This is a genomic window from Neorhizobium sp. BETTINA12A, from assembly GCF_023006485.1.
In the GTDB taxonomy this organism is placed as follows: Bacteria; Pseudomonadota; Alphaproteobacteria; order Rhizobiales; family Rhizobiaceae; genus Neorhizobium.
Genome location: NZ_JALBGW010000050.1, coordinates 1 through 20,846, shown reverse-complemented (window position 1 = coordinate 20,846; position 20,846 = coordinate 1). Strand labels below are relative to the sequence as shown.

At 60.7% G+C, this 20,846-nt stretch carries 24 protein-coding genes and 1 pseudogene; 11 read left to right on the top strand and 14 right to left on the bottom strand.

Features of this window, described 5'->3' with window-relative positions; translation table 11 throughout:
* Positions 1–54 precede the first annotated feature (54 nt).
* From MOV61_RS14695 to MOV61_RS14675, 5 genes are read left to right on the top strand one after another with little or no spacing between them, the layout of a single operon-like run.
* On the top strand, positions 55–879 hold the full coding sequence (locus MOV61_RS14695) for an ABC transporter ATP-binding protein (RefSeq protein ID WP_046635064.1): 825 nt from the start codon (positions 55–57) through the stop codon (positions 877–879).
* Positions 879–1,718 carry an ABC transporter permease gene (locus tag MOV61_RS14690; RefSeq protein ID WP_046632217.1) on the top strand — a complete coding sequence of 280 codons (840 nt, stop codon included), beginning with the start codon at positions 879–881 and terminating at the stop codon, positions 1,716–1,718. The genes MOV61_RS14695 and MOV61_RS14690 overlap by 1 nt, the downstream gene beginning before the upstream one ends.
* Positions 1,718–3,028, top strand: coding sequence for a cytosine deaminase (locus MOV61_RS14685; protein WP_408962383.1), 1,311 nt, complete (start codon positions 1,718–1,720; stop codon positions 3,026–3,028). The genes MOV61_RS14690 and MOV61_RS14685 overlap by 1 nt, the downstream gene beginning before the upstream one ends.
* A 2-nt stretch (positions 3,029–3,030) precedes the next feature.
* Positions 3,031–4,437, top strand: a complete 1,407-nt coding sequence (locus MOV61_RS14680) for an FAD-binding oxidoreductase (protein WP_247137087.1) — start codon at positions 3,031–3,033, stop codon at positions 4,435–4,437.
* Entirely contained in the window at positions 4,437–5,015 is a 579-nt protein-coding gene (locus tag MOV61_RS14675) for an NAD(P)H-dependent oxidoreductase (protein ID WP_247137086.1), read from the top strand. The genes MOV61_RS14680 and MOV61_RS14675 overlap by 1 nt, the downstream gene beginning before the upstream one ends.
* 3 nt (positions 5,016–5,018) lie before the next feature.
* Here MOV61_RS14675 and MOV61_RS14670 read toward each other — a convergent pair whose 3' ends face one another.
* The 3 genes from MOV61_RS14670 to MOV61_RS14660 form a co-directional block, all read right to left on the bottom strand.
* Positions 5,019–5,648 (bottom strand): hypothetical protein, encoded by a 630-nt coding sequence (locus MOV61_RS14670; RefSeq protein ID WP_247137085.1) that lies wholly within the window; start codon positions 5,646–5,648, stop codon positions 5,019–5,021.
* Positions 5,649–5,651: 3 nt separating this feature from the next.
* Positions 5,652–5,876: a DUF2188 domain-containing protein gene (locus MOV61_RS14665; RefSeq protein ID WP_247137084.1), complete on the bottom strand. Its 225-nt coding sequence runs from the start codon at positions 5,874–5,876 to the stop codon at positions 5,652–5,654.
* Between the two features lie 150 nt (positions 5,877–6,026).
* Positions 6,027–6,626, bottom strand: a complete 600-nt coding sequence (locus MOV61_RS14660; protein ID WP_247137083.1) for a GNAT family N-acetyltransferase — start codon at positions 6,624–6,626, stop codon at positions 6,027–6,029.
* Positions 6,627–6,733: 107 nt separating this feature from the next.
* On the opposite strand from MOV61_RS14660, the gene MOV61_RS14655 reads away from it, so the two are divergent.
* Entirely contained in the window at positions 6,734–7,933 is a 1,200-nt protein-coding gene (locus MOV61_RS14655) for a low temperature requirement protein A (RefSeq protein WP_247137082.1), read from the top strand.
* Between the two features lie 54 nt (positions 7,934–7,987).
* Positions 7,988–8,563, top strand: coding sequence for a membrane protein (locus MOV61_RS14650; RefSeq protein ID WP_038544669.1), 576 nt, complete (start codon positions 7,988–7,990; stop codon positions 8,561–8,563).
* A gap of 21 nt (positions 8,564–8,584) precedes the next feature.
* Here MOV61_RS14650 and MOV61_RS14645 read toward each other — a convergent pair whose 3' ends face one another.
* The 6 genes from MOV61_RS14645 to MOV61_RS14620 form a co-directional block, all read right to left on the bottom strand.
* Entirely contained in the window at positions 8,585–9,013 is a 429-nt protein-coding gene (locus tag MOV61_RS14645) for a L,D-transpeptidase (RefSeq protein ID WP_038544671.1), read from the bottom strand.
* 222 nt (positions 9,014–9,235) lie between these two features.
* The gene (locus MOV61_RS14640) at positions 9,236–9,628 is read right to left on the bottom strand and encodes a RidA family protein (RefSeq protein ID WP_046603617.1); all 393 of its coding nucleotides are present in this window, start codon (positions 9,626–9,628) and stop codon (positions 9,236–9,238) included.
* Entirely contained in the window at positions 9,618–11,045 is a 1,428-nt protein-coding gene (locus MOV61_RS14635) for an aldehyde dehydrogenase family protein (protein WP_247137081.1), read from the bottom strand. Before MOV61_RS14635 ends, MOV61_RS14640 begins: the two co-directional genes overlap by 11 nt.
* 286 nt (positions 11,046–11,331) lie before the next feature.
* Positions 11,332–12,873, bottom strand: coding sequence for a DHA2 family efflux MFS transporter permease subunit (locus MOV61_RS14630; protein ID WP_247137080.1), 1,542 nt, complete (start codon positions 12,871–12,873; stop codon positions 11,332–11,334).
* A gap of 5 nt (positions 12,874–12,878) precedes the next feature.
* Positions 12,879–14,036, bottom strand: coding sequence for an HlyD family secretion protein (locus tag MOV61_RS14625; RefSeq protein WP_247137079.1), 1,158 nt, complete (start codon positions 14,034–14,036; stop codon positions 12,879–12,881).
* Complete coding sequence (locus tag MOV61_RS14620; protein ID WP_247137078.1) at positions 14,029–14,532, bottom strand: MarR family winged helix-turn-helix transcriptional regulator; 504 nt, start codon at positions 14,530–14,532, stop codon at positions 14,029–14,031. Before MOV61_RS14620 ends, MOV61_RS14625 begins: the two co-directional genes overlap by 8 nt.
* Positions 14,533–14,936: 404 nt before the next feature.
* Here MOV61_RS14620 and MOV61_RS14615 point away from each other — a divergent pair, with 404 nt between their 5' ends.
* Positions 14,937–15,854 (top strand): DUF4344 domain-containing metallopeptidase, encoded by a 918-nt coding sequence (locus tag MOV61_RS14615; RefSeq protein WP_247137077.1) that lies wholly within the window; start codon positions 14,937–14,939, stop codon positions 15,852–15,854.
* A gap of 70 nt (positions 15,855–15,924) precedes the next feature.
* Here MOV61_RS14615 and MOV61_RS14610 read toward each other — a convergent pair whose 3' ends face one another.
* The 4 genes from MOV61_RS14610 to galE all read right to left on the bottom strand — a co-directional run bounded on the left by MOV61_RS14610 (position 15,925) and on the right by galE (position 19,333).
* Positions 15,925–16,539, bottom strand: coding sequence for an alpha/beta hydrolase (locus MOV61_RS14610; RefSeq protein ID WP_247137076.1), 615 nt, complete (start codon positions 16,537–16,539; stop codon positions 15,925–15,927).
* A 24-nt stretch (positions 16,540–16,563) separates the two neighbouring features.
* On the bottom strand, positions 16,564–17,496 hold the full coding sequence (locus MOV61_RS14605) for a VOC family protein (protein ID WP_247137075.1): 933 nt from the start codon (positions 17,494–17,496) through the stop codon (positions 16,564–16,566).
* 143 nt (positions 17,497–17,639) lie between these two features.
* Positions 17,640–18,332, bottom strand: coding sequence for a uracil-DNA glycosylase (gene ung, locus MOV61_RS14600; protein WP_046635035.1), 693 nt, complete (start codon positions 18,330–18,332; stop codon positions 17,640–17,642).
* Positions 18,333–18,343: 11 nt separating this feature from the next.
* Positions 18,344–19,333, bottom strand: a complete 990-nt coding sequence (gene galE, locus MOV61_RS14595) for a UDP-glucose 4-epimerase GalE (protein ID WP_247137093.1) — start codon at positions 19,331–19,333, stop codon at positions 18,344–18,346.
* Positions 19,334–19,449: 116 nt separating this feature from the next.
* On the opposite strand from galE, the gene MOV61_RS14590 reads away from it, so the two are divergent.
* The 3 genes from MOV61_RS14590 to MOV61_RS14580 are packed head-to-tail and all read left to right on the top strand — an operon-like array spanning position 19,450 to position 20,499.
* Complete coding sequence (locus MOV61_RS14590) at positions 19,450–19,809, top strand: type II toxin-antitoxin system RelE/ParE family toxin (RefSeq protein ID WP_247137092.1); 360 nt, start codon at positions 19,450–19,452, stop codon at positions 19,807–19,809.
* Positions 19,799–20,122 carry a DNA-binding transcriptional regulator gene (locus MOV61_RS14585; RefSeq protein ID WP_247037887.1) on the top strand — a complete coding sequence of 108 codons (324 nt, stop codon included), beginning with the start codon at positions 19,799–19,801 and terminating at the stop codon, positions 20,120–20,122. The genes MOV61_RS14590 and MOV61_RS14585 overlap by 11 nt, the downstream gene beginning before the upstream one ends.
* Before the next feature lie 20 nt (positions 20,123–20,142).
* Positions 20,143–20,499, top strand: a complete 357-nt coding sequence (locus MOV61_RS14580) for a YbaN family protein (protein ID WP_247137074.1) — start codon at positions 20,143–20,145, stop codon at positions 20,497–20,499.
* Between the two features lie 11 nt (positions 20,500–20,510).
* Here the strand turns inward: MOV61_RS14580 and MOV61_RS14575 are convergent.
* Positions 20,511–20,846 (bottom strand): annotated as a pseudogene (locus tag MOV61_RS14575) (iron ABC transporter); the annotation flags it as partial.

Below are 20,846 nucleotides of genomic sequence, written 5' to 3'. Positions count from 1 at the left end.
TGCCACGGGAAAGAGGGAATTGCCGCCCTGTCCCGACGAAGTTCAAGGCCCGTAATGAGCATGTCCCAAGCCCCGCTGATACCCGCCCCCGGGGAGACACGCAGACGCCCGCTGGTCGTCATGCGCTCCGTCTCGAAAATGTTCTCCAGCGGCACGCTGGCGCTCTCCGACATGTCGCTGACGGTCGAGGGCGGCGAGTTCGTCAGCCTGCTCGGGCCGTCCGGTTGCGGCAAATCGACGGCACTGCGCATCATTGCCGGCCTCGGCGACGTCTCGACCGGCACGATCGACTGGCCGAGTTCTCGCATCAATTCCAAGGGCCTGCCGGAAGGCGACATCTCCTTCGTCTTCCAGGAGCCGACGCTGATGCCGTGGCAGACGGTGTTCGGCAACGTCTACCTGCCGCTGAAACTGCGCGGTGTTTCCAAATCCGCTGCCCGCGATGAAATCATGAAGACGCTCGCGACCGTAGGCCTCCAGGACTTCGCCGACGCCTATCCGCGCGAACTGTCCGGCGGCATGAAGATGCGCGTCTCGATCGCCCGCGCGCTGGTGACCAAACCGAAGCTGCTTTTGATGGACGAGCCCTTTGCGGCGCTCGACGAAATCACCCGCCAGAAACTCAACGACGACGTGCTGCGGCTGTGGCGCGAGACAGGTATCACGGTGATCTTCGTCACCCATTCCGTATTCGAGTCCGCCTATCTTTCCAACCGCATCGTGGTGATGAAGGCGCGACCCGGCCGGGTGCATGCGGATTTCCCGCTGGTGACGAGCCTCGAGCGCGATGCACGTTACCGCACCTCGGAAGAATACCGCCAGGCCTGCGAAAAGGTCTCGACCATGCTCATCGAAGCAATCGGCGGGGAGGAACATTGATGGCCGACACCGATACCGCCCTCGTGCCGCCAAAGCCGGGCTTCCTCAGCCGCAACCGCGATACGCTGCTGCGCACCCTCGTCCCGATCTGCGTGGTGGTCTGCCTCGTCCTCCTCTGGCAGTTCATCATCACCGTCAACAGCATCCCGCAATACATCCTGCCGGGTCCGCTGGCGGTCGCGAACTCGCTCTACAACGACTGGGGCACGCTCTCCCCGGCCCTGTGGGTGACGACGCAGATCACCATGCAGGCGCTGGCGCTGGCGCTGATCGGCGGCGTCGGCATTGCCGTCTTTCTCATCCAGTCGAAATGGATCGAGACCGCCTTCTATCCGATCACGGTCATCCTGCAGGTAACGCCGATCGTGGCGATCGCGCCGCTGATCCTGATCTATGCCCCGACGACCCAGGTGGCGCTTTTGATCTGCGCCTTCCTCGTCGCCTTCTTCCCGATCCTGTCGAACATGGTCCAGGGCCTGAAGAGCGTCGATCACAACCTGCTCAACCTCTTCGATCTCTACGGGGCCTCGCGCTGGCAGACGCTGCTCTACTTGAAGCTCCCCTCCTCGCTGCCCTATTTCATGACGGGTTTGAGGATCGGCGGTGGCCTGGCACTGATCGCGGCGGTCGTTGCGGAGTTCGCGGCAGGCTCGGCGGGCGCCGGTTCGGGCCTTGCCTTCCGGCTGCTGGAATCCCAGTATCGCCTCAACATTCCGCGCCTGTTTGCGGCATTGATTTTGTTGTCGCTGCTCGGCGTGGTGATTTTTGCGATCACCTCCTTCATCTCCTGGTTTTTCCTGCATCGCTGGCATGAAAGCAGCCTGAAAAGAGAAAACTGATGACTGCCTTCATGACGCTTCCCGACGCCCGCCGTTTCGCGCTCACCAATGCAACGCTGCCGGCGGTTCTCGTCAAAGGCCTGTCGGCTATCGTAAGGGATGGGCTCGTAGAGGCCGATCTCGTCATCGCGGACGGGAAGATCGAAGCGATCCTGCCAAGGGGTTCCGCACCCGCCGATCTGGTGACTGCGGACATGCGCGGCGGCATGATCTGGCCCTGCTTTGTCGACATGCACACCCATCTCGATAAGGGCCATTTCTGGGACCGACGCCCCAACCCGGACGGCACGTTCGAAGGCGCATTGATGAATGTGCGCGAGGACCGGATCGCCAACTGGACGGCCGAAGACATCCGCGCCCGCTTCGAATTCTCGTTGAAAAGCGCCTATGCCCACGGCACCAAGCTCATCCGCACCCATCTGGATTCGATCCCACCGCAGCCGGATATCTCCTTTCCGTTGTTCGACGAGCTTCGCGCCGAATGGAAGGATAGGATTGCGCTGCAGGCAGTCGCCCTGCTGCCGCTGGAATGCGTGCTCGACGAAAGCGTCTTCGGCGGCATCGTCGCGACGGCGAGGCGTTATGGCGGACTACTCGGCGGCGCCACCCGCATTCTGCCGGATTTCGAACGGATCCTCGACACGCTCTTCGAGGCGGCCGCCGACAACGGCCTCGACATCGACCTGCATGTGGACGAGACGGAAGACAAGCAGGTCCTCACCCTGGAGGCCATTGCCGAGGCAAAACTCCGCAACCGTTTCGAAGGCTCGGTGACCGTCGGCCATTGCTGCTCACTGGCCCGGCAGGACGACGAGACCGCAAGCCGCGTCATCGACAAGGTGGCCAAAGCCGACATCTCGGTCGTCTCGCTGCCGATGTGCAACATGTACCTGCAGGACCGCCATGCCGGCCGCACGCCCCGTTGGCGCGGCGTCACGCTGTTCCACGAACTGGCGGCTGCCGGCGTGAAGACCGCCGTCTCCTCCGACAATACCCGCGACCCGTTCTACGCCTATGGCGACATGGACCCGGTCGAAGTGTTCCGCGAGGCGGTCCGCATCCTGCATCTCGACCACCCGCTCGACACATCCGCCCGCGTCGTCACCTTGACGCCCGCCGAAATCCTTGGGCGGCCGGATATCGGCGTCATTGCCGAAGGTGGCCCCGCCGATCTCGTGCTGTTCAGCGCAAGGCGCTGGAGCGAATTCCTTTCCCGTCCGCAGGCCGACCGCATCGTGATGCGGAATGGCATGGGCATCGACCGTCGCCTGCCGGATTACCGTGACCTGGACCCGATTTTGGACAAGTGAACATGCCGGATTACGCACAGATCAAGAAAGAACTCGAAGGCCTCGCGGTCGAGGACAATCCGGCGCTGGTGCGCCAGAAGAGCCGCGATTTCTACTGGTACTCGCCGATCCTCAAGGAAGAACTCGAGAGCGTCACCGCCGATCTCGTCGTCTCGCCGAAAAGCGAGGAAGAGGTGATCCGGGTGTTGAAGGTGGCCTATGCGCATGGCGTGCCGGTGACCCCGCGCGGTGCAGGCACCGGCAATTACGGCCAGGCCATGCCGCTCTCCGGCGGTATCGTGCTCAACCTCATCAACATGAACAAGGTCAAGGAAATCCATCCGGGCCGCGTCATCGCCGAGCCCGGCATCGTGATCGCCGAACTCGACCGGCAGACAAAAGCGCATTCCGGCCAGGAACTGCGCTTCCATCCCTCCACCGCCCAGACCGCGACGATCGGCGGTTTCGTTGCCGGCGGTTCCGGCGGCGTTGGCTCGATCCACTGGGGCGGTTTGCGCGACCTCGGCAATATCCTGCGGCTGCGCGTCGTCACCATGGAAGCCGAGCCGCGCGTGCTCGACCTCACCGCCTGGGACCTGCAGAAGGTGACCCACGCCTATGGCACCAACGGCATCATCGTCGAGGTCGAGATGCCGCTGGCGCCTGCCTATGACTGGGTGGACGTGCTGGTCGGTTACGACGACTTCATGGACGCAGTGCGCTTCGGCGATGCGCTGGCTCACAAGAACGGCCTGCTGATCAAGGAAATCGCCCCGATCGCCGCACCGATCCCCTACGACTATTTCCCGCGACACAAGCCGTTCCTGCGCGACCGCAACCAGTCGATCGTCGTGCTGATGATCGCGCCGCATTCGATCGACGCATTCACCGCCTTTGCCGAGCGCCAGAAGGGCGAGATCCTGTTCCGCTCCGACAAGGTGGAAAGCATGAAAGGCATTCCGCATGCCTACGAACTTGCCTGGAACCACACGACGCTGCGTGCCCTGAAAGTCGATCCCGGCTTCACCTATCTGCAGGTCCAGTATCCGGGACCGGATCATGTCGCCAAGGTCGAGAAGATGACGAAACTGTTCGGCGACGAGGTGCCGGGCCATCTGGAATTCATCAAGTTCGACGGCCGCATGCAGTGCTCCGGCCTTCCTCTCGTCCGTTACACGACCAGGGAGCGGCTGGAGGAGATCATGCAGATCCATCGCGACAACGGCTGCCCGATCTTCAACCCCCACCGCTATACGCTGGAAGAAGGCGGCATGAAACAGACGGATATCGTCCAGCTCGCCTTCAAGAAGGAGACCGATCCCAAGGGCCTCCTCAACCCCGGCAAGATGATCGCCTGGGACAATCCCGATTTCGATTTCTCGGCCGGCAAGAACTACCTCTTCCCGGGCCTTGCCGCAGCAGGTGGCTGATGCGTGTCCTGCTCGTCCATTCGCATCCGGTCGAGGAAAGTTATGGCGCAGCGCTGCACAGGCAGGCACGCGAAAGCCTTCTGAAGGCCGGCCATGAGGTGGATGACTGCAACCTCTATGCCGAAGGTTTCGATCCGGTCATGTCCCGCCATGACCGGATGACCTATCACGACTATCCGAACAACCTGTCGCTGGTGAAACCCTATGTCGACCGTCTGCAGGCGGCGGAAGGACTGGTGATCGTCACCCCGGTCTGGAATTTCGGCTGGCCGGCCATGCTGAAGGGTTATTTCGATCGTGTCTGGCTGCCGGGTATCACCTTCGAGTTGAAGGACGGCAAGCTGACGCGAAAGCTGCATATCGAAAAAGTGGCGGTGGTCACCACTTACGGTGCCACCCGCTGGCGCGCCTTCCTCGCCGGCGACCCGCCGCGAAAGCTGTCGAAACGCGTGCTGCGGGTACAGACCAACCCTGCCCGGCCGGTGACGTTTCTCGCCCATTACGACATGAACAACTGCACACCGCAGACACGCGCTGCGTTCCTCGACAAGGTCCGGCGCGAGATGGAGCGGTTCTGACAGTTAGATCGGCTTGCCGATGGCAATCCATTCGGTCATCGACGACATAAGCTCTTTCGTCGGGTAGTCTTGAATATCGTCATCGGAGAAGCCTGCCGCCAATTGCCTCTCGTAGTGCCATTCTTGAAAATCCGCGTAGGCATCCAAAATCTTTCGCGGCCCTATGACCTCGGCATCCGCTTCATTGACCAGCCAGTTACGAACTTTGCGAACTGCTTTTTGGAAGTCGGCCTCGTGTACGTCGAGATCGCACCCAGCCAGATCCGAGATCGCAATCTGATGACGATATCGCTTTTCCTCCAAAATCAGGATTTTCTTGCCACTCCGTTCGTCCAAGTGGAACTGACGGCACCCATAGTCGATTCCGAGTTCGAACGGCATATTCATCCTGGCGTGTTCGCCAGCGGCGTTTGCCTGTGCTCTGCTCAGGTCGTGAATGGAGAATTTCGAGTTTCGGATCAGATCAATGATCTTTTCTAACCGATTTTCTCCACCGTCGATCCGCTCCGTTGCCAACCGAGGCGCAAAGCCAAGATATACGACACAGAACAGCATCGCTTGCAAAATTGGCTCGTAATCTTTGTCAAAAGGGCAGTTTATAAAAACGGATTTTTCGAAAGGCGGATTGGGCAAGTCTCATCCCTTCGGCGGAAACGGATCCCCGCCATAAGAATTTCGCTCTCTGATCCTACCCTCACGGTCATGGATGTAGAGTTCCGTTCTCTGGTTTCGCGCAAGATCACGGGCCTTTTCGATAGCCTCTTGCTGGGTACCAAACGTACCAGATGCTCGGGATGCGCCTGCTTTCCGAACGCTCCATTTGTCACCGTTCGGGACGACGTGCTGACCTTTCTTCGACATCACAGATCCTTCAACCCATCATTGCAAATCAATATATATTGTAGTTATCGGTCCAAGCAAATGAGTGGCCGAAAATTATGTGTAGGTACAAGCCATATTCGCGATATGTTTGCCCGCACTTGCGGAAACGGCGCGGACTTTGTCATGAGGCTACCTTCGCCGCAAAATCGAAGCCGCCGCCTCCACCATTGCGACCCGCGTGGCGGCATCCGGGCCGCCAGCGTCCAGCGCATCCCGCTCCGAAATGAACAGAAACCGGTCCACCTCCGCACCGGCCGCCGTCACCGTCCGGTAGGTTTCCCACTGCTGATGGATCTTCGCCGCAACCCGGAGCGACGGTATATTTTCCGGGCTGACGATCGAGACGATCCGCTCGAAACCGAGGCCGCCGAGACCAAAATCACGGCACGCGGCGGCGGCCTCAACGGCATAACCACGGCCGAGCCATTCGCGCCGGAGATGATAACCAATCTCCGGCTCCAAGCCCTGGGGCGTTGGCTGAAGCGTAACGCCGCAATCACCGATCAACTCGCCGGTTGCCTTCTCGACGATACCCCAGAGACCGAAACCGTGTGCCTCATAACTCCGGAAAGCAAGCTTTTCGAACCATGCTTCGGTTTCTTCGAGGCTCTTGGCGCGCGGATAAAAGCGCATGCTCTCGGCATCGCCGAAGATGCGAAACAAGATCGGCAGGTCGGATTTCCCGATCTCCCGCAAAATCAGCCTTTCCGTCTCAAGAACGTCACGCATCCCAAGTCCTCGATCATCGCGATATGGCCCGCCACTCTTTACTTGAACACGCTTTTTTGCGCTATTTCCCTCGATCGCGAATCTTCATGTTCAGGGACAGACAGACAATGACCGAGGCTTCACCACTCGCCACTATCCTGCGTCCCTTGCATCCCCGCGATCCGAACGAACATCACCGGGTTGCAACCCCGCTCGAACTGCTGTTCGACCTCGTGTCGGTGATCGCGATCGCATCGGCCGCCGCCGGGTTGCATCATGCGATTGCCGAAAATCATGCGGCGCAGGGGGTGATGACTTTCATCATGGCCTTCTTCGCCATCTGGTGGGCCTGGATGAACTTCACCTGGTTCTCGTCTGCCTATGACAATGACGACGTCGTTTATCGGTTGCTTACCATGGTGCTGATGGGCGGTTCGCTGACGATCGCCGCCGGCATTCCGGCTCTCTTTACAGAGGCACCGGATTTCACGCTGGTGATCTATGGCTACGCCGTCATGCGCATCGCCATGATCATCCTGTGGCTGCGCGCGGCCTATCACGACCCGGGCTGCCGGCCCACTGCGCTCGGTTATGCGATCGGGATCTTCCTCGTCCAGCTTCTCTGGCTGAGCTTCCTCTTTCTGCAGCCCCTCACCTTCGGCGTATCCTATATCCTCTGGGCACTCGCCGTCGTTCTTGAACTGGCAGTGCCCGCCGTCGCCGAACGGCTGACCGCCAACACGCCCTGGCATCGCCACCACATCGTCGAACGTTACGGCCTGCTCAACATCATCGTCCTCGGCGAGACGCTGCTCGCCGGTTCGACCGCACTTCGCCAGTTCGCCGGCGAGGTCAACATCATGCTGGTGCATACGGCGCTTTCGGCGCTGGTCATCGTCTTTTCACTCTGGTGGGTCTATTTCGCCCGCGAGGAACAACTGGGCAGCCATCATTTGAGGCGCTCGCTTCTCTGGGGCTACGGCCATTTCTTCATCTTCACCTCGGGAGCCGCCGTTGGCGCCGGTTTTGCCGTGCTTGTCGACATCATCACCCACCATTCCGAAGTCTCCATCCTCGTTGGAGATTATGCAGTGGCGATCCCGGTCGCGATTTATCTGGCGAGCCTGTGGTTCGTACGCGACCGTTACGTCTGCATCGGCCCGGCGCGTTTCACGCTCGCCGTGTTTGCCGTCCTGACGCTGCTTGCGCCGGCGGTCGGGCTTGGGCTCGAAGGCATTGCAGCCACGACCGCGCTCGGCGTCATCCTGCGAAACCTGTTTGCCGGACGCGCCTATTTAGCGTCACCAACATCTCATCCCGGCCACTAAACTTTTCCTTAAATTTTACCGGTTATTAATCTCTGGAAACCGAGAGATTAAGCGATGCGTATTGCGTTTTTCATCGCCCTCCTGACCGTGTCCCTGTCTGCCTGCGCGTCTGCGCCGAGTAGGGTCACCAATGCCTGCGCGATCTTCGAGCAGCGCGACGGGCTGTTCAACAACTGGGCGCGAGACGCCAAGAAGGCCGAGCGGGAATTCGGCGTGCCTGTACCGATCCTGATGGCGACGATCTATGTGGAATCGGGCTTCCAGCCCTATGCCCGGCCGCCGCGCACCAAACTGCTAGGCTTCATCCCGTGGACGCGCGCCTCGACGGCCTATGGTTACGCCCAGGCGCTCGACGGCACCTGGCTGACCTACAAGCAGGATACTGGCCGCTGGAGCGCCAGCCGCACCGATTTCGGCGATGCTGTCCATTTCGTCGGCTGGTATCACAACCGAAGCCATCTCAAGAACGGCATTCCGCTCACCGACAGCTACAATCTCTACCTCGCCTACTACACCGGCCAGGCAGGATATGCGCGCGGCGAATTCGGCAACGGGGTCAAGCAGACCGCGCAGAAATCCGCCGGCATGGCCGCCAAATACGAAGCTCAGCTGAGGAGCTGCGGCTACTGAGTCATAACTCAGCGGCGGAACTCAGCGGCTGACGACGATGCGCGTGTTCGACAGGCCGTATTGGCTGGTGAGCGTGAAGAATGTCGCGGCGTTTTCGGGATGCAGGCGGATGCAGCCATGCGAGGCCGGACGGCCGAGCCGCCTTGTCTCGAAGGTGGCGTGCACGGCATAACCGCCGTTATAGAACACCGCAAACGGCATCGGCGCGTTGTCGTATTTGCGCGAACGATGGTTCCTGGACAACGACTTGGCGCCCCAGTTTCCTGTCGGCGTCGAATAACCTGGCCGAGCGGTCGAGACCTTCCATTCGTAAACCACGACGCCGTCACGCTCGACAGTCATAGTCTGCGACGACAGGCTGACGCTGGCAACAAGACCTGCGGAAAAGGCAGCGGGCGCGAGAAATTGCGCAGACAGAAGTGCTAAGGCACCCATTACAATAGGACGCATGGAAAAACCCCCGAATAACCTTGATCAGAACCCCACGGCTCACTGATAGCCCAATCAGCTCAAGGAATATTTAAAGAGTGGCCGCGATTTTTCTGCAAATGAAAAAATCCAGCACTTGGCTTCACAATAGAAACAATCACGTGATCAATAAAAAATAAATCTGTCTCATCCGGCCGTGCTCGGCATGAAAGATATAAAGCCTTTATTTATTTGAAGGCGACGTCAAAACACCTTCGCCGCCGTCACTTCCACTTCCACTAGGAATTCGGCCCGGGTAAAGCCGCCGACGACGATCAGCGTCGAGACTGGTTTCGGGTCGAGCGTATAGCGGTCGCGCACCGCCATATAGGCCGGAAAATCCTCCCGGCTGGTGACGAAGCCGGAAATGCGGATGACGTCCGCATAGGTCATGCCCGCCTCTTCGAGGATGGCGCCGATCGCCTTGAAGCAAAGTTCGGCTTGGCCGGCCACATCCGGCGGGATCCTGTCTTCCGGCGAAATGCCGAGTTGGCCGGAGGTGACCAGCAGGCTTGCGCCCGGCGGTACCAGCAGGCCGTGATTGTAGCCGCCGAACGGTTTGCGGACGGAGGGAGGATTGAAGGTCTTAAATGCCATAACCGACGATGCCCTTGATTTCGAGGAAGTCGTGAATGGCCCAATCGGCATACTCGCGGCCATTGCCGGATTGCTTGAAGCCGCCGAAGGGCGCGAAGAGATCCCATTCGGGATAATTGATGAACACCGAACCGGCGCGTAGGCGCGCCGCCACCTGGCGGGCGTGAACGAGGTCACCGGACTGGACATAGGCGGCAAGCCCATAGGGCGTGTCGTTGGCGATCTCGATTGCCTGTTCCTCGGTCTCGTAAGGAAGGATCGACAGGACCGGCCCAAAAATCTCCTCCCGGGCGATGGTCATGTCGTTGCTGACGTTTCCGAACACAGTGGGGCGGATATAATAGCCGCGGTTGAGGTTTTCCGGTCGGCCGGGGCCGCCGGTGACGAGCGTCGCACCTTCCGCGATGCCCGCCTCGATCAACCGCTGTATCTTGTCGAACTGGACCTTGCTGACCACCGGGCCGAGATCTATGCCGTCGGCGCGCGGATCGCCCGTCTTCAGTTTCTCGGCCGCAGCCTTCGCAATTTGAAGCGCCTCGTCATGGCGTTTGGCCGGCACCAGCATGCGGGTCGGCGCATCGCAGGATTGGCCGGAATTTCCAAAGCAGGTGGTCACGCCGTCCGCCACCGCCTTTTCGAATTCCGCATCGGACAGGATGATGTTGGGGGACTTGCCGCCGAGTTCCTGCGCCACCCGCTTCACCGTATCGGCGGCGGTCTTGGCGACGATCACGCCGGCGCGGGTGGAGCCGGTGAAGGACACCATGTCGACATCCGGATGGCCGGCCATCACTTGGCCCACATCCGGTCCGGTGCCGTTGACGAGGTTGAAGACGCCCTTCGGCGTGCCCGCTGCCTCCATCACCTCCGCAAAGATGATGCCGCTGATCGGCGCGATCTCGGAGGGTTTGAGCACCATGGTGCAGCCGGCGGCGATCGCCGGTGCCACCTTGCAGACGATCTGGTTGAGCGGCCAGTTCCACGGCGTGATGAGAGCGCAAACGCCGATCGGCTCTTTCACGATGGTCGTCGTACCGCGCGTCTCCGTGAATTCGTAGGCTTCGAACGCCTCGATCGTCGCCTTGAGATGCCCCCGCCCGGCGGCGGCCTGCGCGTCCCTCGCAAAGCCGATCGGCGCACCCATTTCCTGGGAAACGGCTTGCGCGATATCCTCGTAACGCTTTTCGTATTCGGCAAGGATGCGGCGGAGCAACGCCAGCCGCTCCTCCTTCGACCATTGCGAGAAGGCCGGGAAAGCAGCCTTGGCTGCCGCAACGGCCTTGTCCACATCCGCCTTGGAGCCGAGCGCGATGCGCGTATAGGCCTCTTCGGTGGATGGGTCGATGACATCCAGAGCAACCGGAATGGCCGGCCCCACCCAGACACCGTCGATGAAGAATTTCAGGTGGTTACTCATGGGAGACCTCCGGGCAGCCAGAAACGTGATCGAGCCACTATCGGCCATCGTTATTTGCCTCGCAAGCCCGAAGGAGGCGTTTGCATGTGGAGCCTTGCCCCCTCATCCGGCTGCCGCCACCTTCTCCCCGTATGGACGGGGAGAAGAGATATGCCGCACCACCTTGCCCAGCCGAAACCCCGATCCAGAGGGACGGGATCACGCGGCTTGCGTCCTTCTCCCCATCAGAACGGGGAGAAGGTGGCGGCAGCCGGATGAGGGGCAATTCCATGCCCCGGAAGGCCGATTATTCCATCGCCACGCTGTGATCCACCGCCGGTGCCTTGGCCGGCTTGCGCAGCACGAACAGCAGCGGCATCACCGCAAGCGACATGATCATCAGCAGCTTGAAATCGTCCACATAGGCGATGATCGTCGACTGCAGCGTGATGATGCTGTCGAGCGCACTGGCGCCGGCAACCGTCGTCGGGTCCAGGCCCGCCGCAGCCTTTGCCTGGAAGGCGTGGTTGAACGGCGTCACATAGCTGACGATGTCCGCATGATTGCGCTGGACATTTTCCACCAGCAGCGCCGAGACGACGGCGATGCCGACGCTGGAGCCGATATTACGCGACAGATTGTAGAGACCGGTCCCGTCGCCGCGCATATGCGCCGGCAGCGTCGCGAACGCGATCGTCGTCAGCGGCACGAACAGGAAGCCGAGGCCCGCACCCTGTATGAAGCCGACATAGACGATCGTCCACTGCGAGACGTCAGGCGTCCAGCCCATCATGTCATACATCGCCCAGGCGGTGATCGCGAGGCCAAGGAAGATCAGGATGCGCGTATCCACCTTGCCGATCAGCCGTCCGACCAGGAACATGCACACCATCGTGCCGAGACCGCGCGGCCCCATGACGATGCCGGCGGTAATCACCGGATAGCCCATCAGCGATTGCAGGTACGGCGTCATCAGCGCAAGCGAGGCGAGATAGGTCACCCCGATCACGAAGATGAAGATCATGCTGACGGTAAAATTCTGGTCGAGGAAAAGGCGCGGATTGATGAACGACTTTTCTGCCGTGAACGTGTGGACGAGCAGCAGGTAGAAGGCTGCCGCGCAGACCATGGCTTCGACGACGATCTCGCTCGAGGAGAACCAGTCGAGCTGCTGGCCGCGGTCGAGGAAGAGCTGCAGCGACGCGATAGCGAGACTGAGCATGCCGAAGCCGAACCAGTCGAGCTTCGCCTGCGCGTCGATCTTGGTCTCCTTGACGAAGACGCTGATGCCCATGAAGGCCAGGATGCCGATCGGCACGTTGATATAGAACACCCAGCGCCAGCTGATATTGTCAGTCAGCCAGCCGCCGATGACCGGGCCGAGCACGGGGCCGACCATGACCGAGACGCCGAACAGCGCCATCGCCGATCCGCGCTCCTCGACGGAATAGATATCGAGCAGGATGCCCTGCGACAGCGGCACGAGCGCTGCGCCGAAAAAGCCTTGCAACAGGCGGAAGCCGACGATCTGCGGCAGCGACTGGGCCAACCCGCAAAGCACGGAGGCGGCGACGAAGCCGAAGATGGCGACGAGCAGCACGCGCTTGCGGCCGAACTTGGCGGCCAGGAAGCCGGACGGCGGCGTCATGATCGCCGCGGCGACGATGTAGGAGGTCAGCACCCAGTTGATCTGGTCGGCGGAAGCCGAAACACTGCCCTGGATATAGGGCAGCGCGACGTTGGCGATCGTCGTGTCGAGCGCCTGCATGATGACGGCCAGGATGACGCAGGCGGTGATCGCACCGCGATTGGCGACCACGGACGCTGCCGATGAAACGACGTTGCTCATGGTCGTTACTCTTGCGCGTAGGCGGTCGACAGTTTGAGGAACTTCTGGGCGAATTCCGGCAGGCCGCGCTTGTGGCCGGTATCGACATCGACCACCGTGCTCATGCCGGCCCGAAGCGGCGGCTTCCCGGCCGTGTCGTCGATCGTCACGCGCATCGGGATGCGCTGCACGACCTTGACCCAGTTGCCGGACGTGTTCTGGGCCGGCAGCAGCGCGAAACTGGCGCCGGAGGCCGGGCTGACGCTCGCGACCTTGCCCGTCCACTGGACGCCCGGATAGGTATCAACACTGATCGTCACCGGCTGGCCCGGCTTGATATAGGTAAGCTCGGTTTCCTTCGGATTGGCGGCGATCCACATGTTCCTGGTCGAGACCAGCGAGAAGCCCTGCTGGGCGGCTTCGAGATAGCTGCCGACCTGAAGCGCGCTGACATTGGTGACGATGCCATCGAACGGCGCCCGCACGACCGTGTCGTTCAACTGGCGTTGCGCATCGTCGACCGCCGCCTGGGCCTCGAGATAGAGCGGGTTCTGTTCGATGGGTTGGTCGGCATTGCCGCCGAGCTGGGCAAGCGTCGCATCGGCCTGCGCCTTGGCTACCGCCACCTTCTGGTGGGCGGCGTCGAGATTGTGCTTGGCGTCATCCAATGCCGTCTGCGAGGCGGCCGAACCGGAGATCAGCCTTTCCTGACGTTCGACAACGGTCTGGAAATAAGGAATGTCAGCTTCCGCCTGAGCGATCTGTGCGAGCGATTCACGGTAGGAGGCCTGCAGGTTGAGGAGCTGGTTGCGTGCGGCCCCGAGCTTTGCCTTGGCCCCGTCAAGCGCGATGCGGAAACTGTCCGGCTTCAGCGTGAAGAGAACCTGGCCCTGGCTGACCTCCTGGTTCTCGTGCACGTCGACGGACGCCACGGTGCCGGCGACATCGGTCGTTACGCCGATCATGTCCGCCTGGAGATAGGCGTTGTCGGTCGACAGGATCTGGCCGCCTTCGACGTAATAATAACCGCCGATGACCAGCGCGATCGGCAGTAGCGCGAAGAGCACCGGGCGCTTGAGGCTCCGTCGCTTGCGCGCCCTGCTGTGTTCGGCGGCTGCCGGAGCGGGCGTTTCGAGAACGGTGACGTTGCTGTCTTCGGACGAACGGGCGGTGGTCTCAGTCATGGGAGGACTTCTTTTGAGCTTTGTCGGCCGGCGCGCGGCAGGCCGTAACGAGGTTGGATTTCATGTGTTCGAGTATTTCAAAGAGACGGGCGCGGTCGGCGTCCGAAATGTTCTCGAGCGCATCCTGGCGCGTCGCATCTCCAAGTTCGCGGCCGTCGTCGATTAGAGCCCTCGATTTTTCGGTCGTGTAGAGCAATGTGATCCGCCGGTCGGTCTCATGCGGGCGTCGCTCGATGAGGCCGCGTTCCGCAAGGTTGTCGAGCACCCGCATCACCGAGATCGGCGAAATTTCCAGAAGCTCGGCAAGCGCCTTCTGGTGAATGCCTTCGCAGCGGGAGAGATAGACAATCGTCTGCCACTGGGCGCGCGTCAGGCCGATATGCTTCGCGCGCTGCTCGAAGCGCTTTCGAAACAGGCGTGCGACGTCATTAAAAAGAAAGCCGAGAGTCGGGTTGTTGTTTGGCATGGCAAATACTAGTGCGCTGATGATAAGCATGTATATATTCTGAGGTCGATTGACAACCAAGAACCCTGCGACGTTCTGTCGCCGTCGGCATCACAGTTTCGTGCGCGGATCGCCTCGCTGCCTGCTGTAGGGCAAACTTGATTTTCCGGACATGTGGAAGCTTTCGGCGATCTCGCTATAGGCCGGCAAATCAATTGCGGGACGATCCCGCTGCTACATTAGGAGTTCGCTCACCAATGAAAGTGAGGGAATTCTAACAAACCTTAAATGTTCGCGAAGGCTGTCGAAATACATCGGCAACAATACTGCTTCATCCAACCTTAAAAGCTCGGCGTTATAGAATAAATCAGCCTCGCGACGACCGGCAAATCTCTCCGCATCGCTTGGATCGCGGACGCGACAGATCAACATCGATTTCAGAAAGCACCGGCCCGATGCGACGCAGCCTTCTCCCTCTCGCCCTTATCGGGCTGCTTGCGCTGCCGATGCCCGGCGCCCAGGCGGCAGCACTCACCGACGACCTTCAAGGCCTTTCCAAGCAGCAGGTCGAGGACAGTGTCGAGTTCGCATTCGGCAATGCGCTGTTTTTCCTGTTCCATGAAGCCGGACATATGCTGGTTTCGGAATTCAACCTGCCGGTTCTTGGCCGCGAGGAAGATGCCGTCGACACGCTCTCCACGCTGCTCCTGCTGGAGGCGGATGGCGAGGTTTTCGATACGGCGCTGACCGACTCCGTCGACGGCTGGACGTTATCCGCCGAGGCCAGCGAGGCGGCTGAAGAGGAGCAGGCCCTGTGGGATGTCCACGCACTCGACCGCCAGCGCGCCTTCAGCATGGTCTGCATGATGGTCGGCAAGGGTGCGGAGAAATTCAAGGAATCAGCCGATAACCTGGAATTTCCGGAGGAGCGCCGCAAGCAGTGCGTCGGCGAATATCAGAAAGCCCGTGACAGCTGGTTCGGTGTCCTGAAACCGCATCAGCAGGCCGACGGACAGAACAACAAGTTCACGATCACCTACAAGAAGCCGAACAACAAGGAGCTCCAGGATTATGCGGACCTGACGAAGACGGCGAAGGTTCTGGATATCCTGGCGGAGCTTCTGTCCGGGCTCTACAAACTCGACGACGGCATCAAGCTGACGGCCGCCGAATGCGGCGAGTCGAATGCTTACTGGTCGCCAAGCGAACGGGAAGTGACCTACTGCTACGAGTTGATGCAATTGCACACGCAAACGGTTGCCAACTATTTCCGCAACGGCGAGAAGAGCAGCGACGACGAAGCGGAGGAGAAGACCTCCGAGACAAAGCCGGCCCCGACAAGAGTATTCGGAACGGCGACTGCCCGCCAATAGAAAAGCCGGCAAAACTTGAGATCAAAATGCCCGGCTCTCAATCGAGGAGCCGGGCGTTTTCATTTTGGCGTCAGGCGCCATAGGGTGCGAAGAACTTTTTGGCGGCCTCGATCTCGTTGGGACGGATCTCATGCCCGCCGCCATGCCATTCCAGCGTCACCGTGTCGCCCTGCGTCTTGAAGTAGTCCGCAAGGTCGGTAGTCTGGGCCACGGAGGCGATCGGATCATGCTGGCCGGCGGTGATCAGCACACGGCTCTGAAGCTTGCCCTTGCGGTCCTTTGGCGCGAACGGGATCAGCGGATGCATCAGCACGCCCGCGTCGAACAGGCCGGGCTTCTCGATCATGATATTGGCGAGAATGTTCGCACCGTTCGAAAAACCGAGGCCGAGCACGGTCGAGGAACCGTAACGTTCGCGGTTGGCGGCGGCGAATTCGCTCATCCGCTCGGTCGCCCGGGCAAGATCCTCGCAATCATAGACACCTTCAGCCTTGCGGCGGAAGAAACGCGCCGCGCCGTGTTCGGAAATGTCGCCGCGCGGCGAGATTACGGTGGCTTCCGGCAGTAGCCGTCCGCCGAAATCGAAGAACTGGTTTTCGTCACCACCTGTGCCGTGAAAGACGAACAGGATCGGCGCTCCGGGTGCACCGGGGCGCGCCCGGTGCACATAACTGTCGTAACTCATGATGGTCTCCTTGGACGTGCCTAATTAGGCGTCCAGCGGTTCGAGATGTTGTTCGAGTGTTGCCCGCAGATGTGCGTGCTGTGCGGGCAGCTTCAGCGCTTCGCCGAGATGGGCGGTATCCTCGTCCCGATCGAAGCCGGGTTCGTTGGTGGCGATTTCGAACAGCACGCCACCCGGCGTACGGAAATAGATCGCCCAGAAGTAATCGCGGTCGATGACCGGCGTGACCTGGTAACCGGTATCCATCAGCGCCTTGCGGACTTCGAGCTGCTTGGCGCGGTTCTCGACGGCAAAGGCGATGTGGTGGACCGAGCCGGCACCGAGATTGGCGCGGGCAAAGTTCGGCATGGTCTCGATGTCGATGACATCGGCACCGTTGCCGCCCGGCATGGCAAGTCTCAGCACGCCATCCTTGTCGTCGATCTGCTGATAGCCCATGAATTTCAGGAGTTCGGCGGTGGCACCCTCATCGCGAAGACGAAGCGAAGCGGAATGGAAGCCGCGGATCGCATGATCTTCGGTAATGCCGTTGCCGACGAACTGCTTGCGGGCATCGTCCTTGACTTCGACGAGCGCGAACCCGTCGCCGTCAGGGCCGGCGAAATGCAGGCGGTTTTCACCGAATGCGCTATCGGCCTTGATGCCTTCCGCGCCGGCTTTGGACAGGCGGTCGGTCCAGAAACCGAACGAACCTTCCGGAACCGAGAAGAGTGTCGTCCCGACTTCGCCGGTGCCCTGACGGCCGCGGGCGATATGCGGGAACGGGAAGTATGTCATGACCGAGCCGGGAGAACCGACTTCGTCGCCGTAATAGAGATGGTAGACATCCGGAGCGTCGAAGTTGACGGTCTTCTTGACCCGGCGAAGGCCGAGCGTGTCGGTGAAGAACTTATTGTTGGTGCTGGCGCTGGCAGCCATCGACGTGACGTGGTGGAGGCCTTTGATCTGGTCGAGCATTTTAAACCCCTTTTCTGCGGACCGCCTGTGCGGCCTGCTGTTCTGGGGTAAAGATGGTGGAAGGACCGGGAATTGGATAGACGCCACGATCCGAACGCATTGTTCACTCTGCGTAGACGACCATTGGTTAGTCGTTCACAGAATTAGGCTTGTTCCGGCAGGCGCCAATCGACCGGATCCTTGCCGATCGACTGCAGATAAGCATTCGCCTTGGAAAACGGCCGCGAGCCCAGAAAGCCGTTATGCGCGGAAAGCGGCGACGGATGGGCCGACTTGATCACCAGATGGCGCTGCTGATCGACGAAAGCCGCCTTCTTCTGGGCATAGGAGCCCCACAGGATAAAGACGACACCGTCGCATTCGTCGTTAACCGCCCGGATCACCGCATCGGTGAACCGTTCCCAGCCCTTGCCCTGATGCGAGGCCGCCCTCGCCTCCTCGACCGTCAGAACGCTGTTCAGGAGCAGGACACCCTGTTCCGCCCAATGTTCGAGGCATCCGTGCCTGGCCGGCGGAATGCCGAGATCGGTCTCCATCTCCTTGTAGATGTTGACGAGCGACGGCGGGACGCGCACGCCCGGACGAACGCTGAAGCAAAGCCCATGTGCCTGGCCGAAGCCGTGATAGGGGTCCTGGCCGAGGATGACGACCTTCACCTCGTCGAGCGGGGTCAGATCGAGAGCCCGGAAATATTCCGAGCCTTTCGGGAAGATGCGTTTGCCCGCTTCCTTTTCGGCAACGAGGAAGCGGCGCAATTCGCTCATATAGGGATTGGAAAACTCAGGCCCGAGCGCATGTTTCCAGCTTTCCTCGAGCTTGACCTCGCCTTCCGCCATGTCTTGGCCCTTCAGATCACATGATGGTTGGAGCGGGAATGCCAGTCCCAGGCCGAACGGATGATATCGTCCAGGCTGTATTTCGGCTCCCAGCCGAGAACCGCCCGCGCCTTGTCGTTATTGGCGACCAGCGACGTGGAATCGCCTTCGCGCCGGCCGGTATATTCCACCGGGAATGGTTTTCCGGAAACCGCCGAAATCGCCGCCAGCAGTTCCTTCACGGTCGTGCCGGTGCCGGTGCCGAGATTGAGCTCCACCGTTTCGCCGCCGGCGAGAAGGTAGTCGACCGCCCGAACATGCGCGTCGGCCAGGTCGAGCACGTGGATATAGTCGCGCACGCAGGTGCCGTCGCGGGTGTCGTAATCGTCGCCGAACACCTTGAAACCCTGGCGACGGCCAAGCGCCGCCTCGATCGCGAGCGGAATGGCATGGGTCTCAGGCGTATGCCACTCGCCGACTCGGCCCTCGAAATCGGCGCCGGCCGCATTGAAATAGCGCAGCATGACCGATTTCAGGTCCTTGTAGGTGCCGTAATCCTTCAGCGCCTGCTCGACGATGAATTTGGTACGCCCGTACGGGTTGATCGGCGCCTGTTTGTGGGTCTCGTCCATCGGCACGCGGTCCGGCAGGCCATAGGTGGCGCAGGTCGAGGAAAACACGAAGGCTTTTACGCCTGCATCGATCGCCGCCGACAGCAGCGTCAGCGCGCCGATCACGTTGTTGTCGTAGAAGGCCACCGGGTTCTTGACCGATTCACCCACTTCGATCAGCGCCGCGAAATGCAGCACCGCGTCCGGCTTGTGTTTGGCAAACACCTCATCGAGCCGGGCACGATCGCGGATATCGCCCTGTTCCAGCTCACCCCAGCGCACGAATTCCGCATGCCCGTTGGAGAGATTGTCGAAGACGATCGGCTGATAACCTCGCTCGGCGAGCACCAGGCACGTATGGGAGCCGATATAGCCGGCCCCGCCGACCACGAGTACTTTTTTCCCTGACATCATTTCCCCTGCGGTTATTGAAGCCGGCGGCACTATAACCGGCGGCGATCGAAAAGCCAGCACTTGACCACAACAAGCCACATTGAAAAATATAGCACCTGGTGCTATATTCAACTATGCTTGGTCGGGTATTCAAAACGGCATGGTTTGCCAAGGCGGCAAAGAAAGCCCGGATATCGGACCGCGAGCTTTGCAAAGCCATTGCTCAGGTTGCCTCGGGTCAGGCGGATGACCTCGGCGGCGGCGTTTTCAAGAAGCGCCTCAACGACAACCGGCATCGGTCCATCATTCTGGCGAAAGCGGCCGAGTTCTGGGTCTATGCCTATCTGTTCGCCAAACAGGATCAGGCCAATATCGACGATGACGAACTGGCGGCGTTCCGCAAACTGGCCGAACTTTATCGAAAGAAGACGCCCGGTGCTTTCGATGCGGAACTGAAAAGCGGCGCACTGGTGGAGATTTGCAATGGCAACTAACCGGAAATTTAAGAGCGATGCTTTCGAGGCGATCCATAACGCCGTGGAAGGCATGTACGAAGCCGGCACGATCGACAAGGAAACAATGCGGACCTTTGACGAGACCTGCCTTTCGGTACCGGTGGAACTTGGACCTGAGGAGATCAAGGCCTTGCGGGAGGGCAATCACGTCAGCCAGCCGGTCTTTGCCCGTTATCTCAACACCAGCGAATCGACCGTGCAGAAGTGGGAGACCGGCGCCAAGCGCCCCAGTGGGCCCGCGCTGAAACTTCTGGACATCGTGCGCAAACATGGTCTTCAGATGTTGGCCTAATTTTTCATTTAAGAGTTTTCATGCGTCTTCTCTTTCTCGCCCTCGGATGGCTGTTCGTCGCAATCGGCATTGTTGGCGCTTTCCTGCCCGTCCTGCCCACCACGCCGTTTTTGCTTCTCGCCGTCGCCTGCTTCGCCCGCTCCTCGCCGCGGCTGGAGGCATGGTTGCTCGAGCATCCGAAATTCGGGCCGTCGCTCAGGAACTGGCGGGAAAAGGGTGCGATCGCGCGGAAGGCGAAGATCGCAGCGATCTCGCTGATGACGGTGAGCTACGCGGTGTTCTGGTTCGGCACCTCGCCGCCGTTGTGGCGGGCGGCGCTGGTGGCCGCGGTCATGCTCGGCTCGGCGACCTTCATCGTCACCCGTCCGGACACCTGACCATCCAATCGTCAGCGGTGTCGCGACTGCGGCAATACGTAGGGGATGTGGGCAGCCGGCAGGCGGCCGACGGCACCGGTTATTCCATAGACGCTGGCGATGATCGCGTCGTTCACCGTTTCCGTGCAGGCGCCTTCCGCCACCACCCGGCCGTGGTTCAGCACCACGAGATGGTCGGCGAACTCGGCAGCCAGGTTGAGGTCGTGCAGGATGGCGAGCACGATGCCGCCCGCATTGGCAAAGTCGCGGGCGATTTCCAGCACCGAGATCTGGTGCCCGAGGTCAAGGCTGGCGGTCGGCTCGTCGAGGAACAGCGCCCGCGGCACGCCGTCAGTGATCGGCTGCGG